The organism is Zoogloea oryzae, assembly GCF_030161255.1.
Taxonomy (GTDB): domain Bacteria; phylum Pseudomonadota; class Gammaproteobacteria; order Burkholderiales; family Rhodocyclaceae; genus Zoogloea; species Zoogloea oryzae.
The window spans coordinates 1,014-2,382 of sequence record NZ_BSPX01000166.1 but is presented as its reverse complement, the minus strand read 5'-3'; the positions used below and the strand labels follow the sequence as shown (position 1 = coordinate 2,382).

Genomic DNA, 1,369 nt, shown 5'->3' with positions numbered 1-1,369 from the left:
TGAGAAAACATCGAGAAAATAATAAAAATTTCTTGGTTTCAACTCTACGACCTCGACTTCGAAGGATGAGAAGGAGTAGGCAATTTTTGAGTTTTAAATGTATTAGCCGACCCGGTGCTCGAATTTATTCTAACTGCAAAAAAATGCCTAGGATTTTAGGAGGAATGGGAATCGTAATTCTTTCTACTTCTCGAGGTATAATGACAGATCGGGAGGCTCGACTAGAAGGAATCGGGGGAGAGGTTTTGTGTTATATATGGTGATTTTTTTGATAACAGGATTAGATCCATGAGGGTGCCTGGAATGAATGATAAAGAAGAAAAGAACATATACGACTGGTTAGTTACGCAATCTTTTCCCGACGGTATACTTCGAGTTCGTTTAGATAATGAGGATCTTATTTTAGATCATATTTAAGGAAAGATCTAACGTAGTTTAATTTTTATACAGGTACTACTAAGAGCTAGAATGCAAATTGAACTAAATCGTTATGATTCAATCAGGAGACGTATGATTTATAGGCTTCTCAGTAAGGATTGAAACAATTAGGTTTTTAACTAATCTTAGGAATATTTTTTTCAGGGTCAAAAAGAAAAGATACTTATTTTCTTCCAAGGAGTAGATTAGTAATTAAGATTAAGATATGAAAATAAGAGCTTCCGTTCGTAAAAGATGTGAAAAATGTCGATTGATCCGTAGGCAGGGACGAATTATAGTAATTTGTTCTAACCCAAGACATAAACAGAGACAAGGATAAAAAAAAGCTCTTTAAAAGACCCCATGTTAAAAAAAACTTTTTTAACATAAAACGGATATATCCGTATATCTTTGACTCATATTTATGAGATGATCAAAAATGGCACAACCCATATCAAGAATTGGTTTACGCAGGAATCGAAGATTTATCTCACGTACCAATAAGAATGTACGTAGAATACAAAAAGGAGTGATTTTTGTTCAAGCAAGTTTCAACAATACCATTATAACGGTTACAGATGTACGAGGTCGAGTGGTTTCATGGTCCTCGGCCGGTACTTGTGGATTCAAGGGTAAAAGAAGAGGGACTCCGTTTGCTGCGCAAACAGCAGCCAGAAATGCTCTTGTGCGAGTAGTGGATCAGGGTATGCAACGAGCAGAAGTCATGATAAAAGGTCCTGGTCTCGGAAGAGATGCAGCATTACGAACCATCTGTAGAAGCGGTATACGATTAAGTCTCATACGAGACATAACCCCTCTGCCACATAATGGATGTAGACCTCCTAAAAAACGACGTGTGTAGAAATAAGAATTGAACGGATTTCAAGAGAAAAAAATGATTCAATGATCTGATCCAAAAAAATGACTATGCTTCGTGAGAAAGGAACAGTCT

At 36.5% G+C, this 1,369-nt stretch carries 3 protein-coding genes; all 3 read left to right on the top strand.

Translation table 11 applies throughout. The annotated features are described in order from the left end of the window. Nucleotides 1-65: 65 nt before the first annotated feature. The 3 genes from rpsH (at nt 66) to rpsK (ending at nt 1,279) form a co-directional block, all read left to right on the top strand. Complete coding sequence (rpsH, locus tag QQK25_RS24590; protein WP_498027241.1) at nt 66-263, top strand: 30S ribosomal protein S8; 198 nt, start codon at nt 66-68, stop codon at nt 261-263. A 380-nt stretch (nt 264-643) separates the two neighbouring features. Then, the gene (rpmJ, locus tag QQK25_RS24585) at nt 644-757 is read left to right on the top strand and encodes a 50S ribosomal protein L36 (protein ID WP_284190006.1); all 114 of its coding nucleotides are present in this window, start codon (nt 644-646) and stop codon (nt 755-757) included. A 99-nt stretch (nt 758-856) separates the two neighbouring features. Then, complete coding sequence (rpsK, locus tag QQK25_RS24580; protein WP_284190005.1) at nt 857-1,279, top strand: 30S ribosomal protein S11; 423 nt, start codon at nt 857-859, stop codon at nt 1,277-1,279. Nucleotides 1,280-1,369 lie beyond the last annotated feature (90 nt).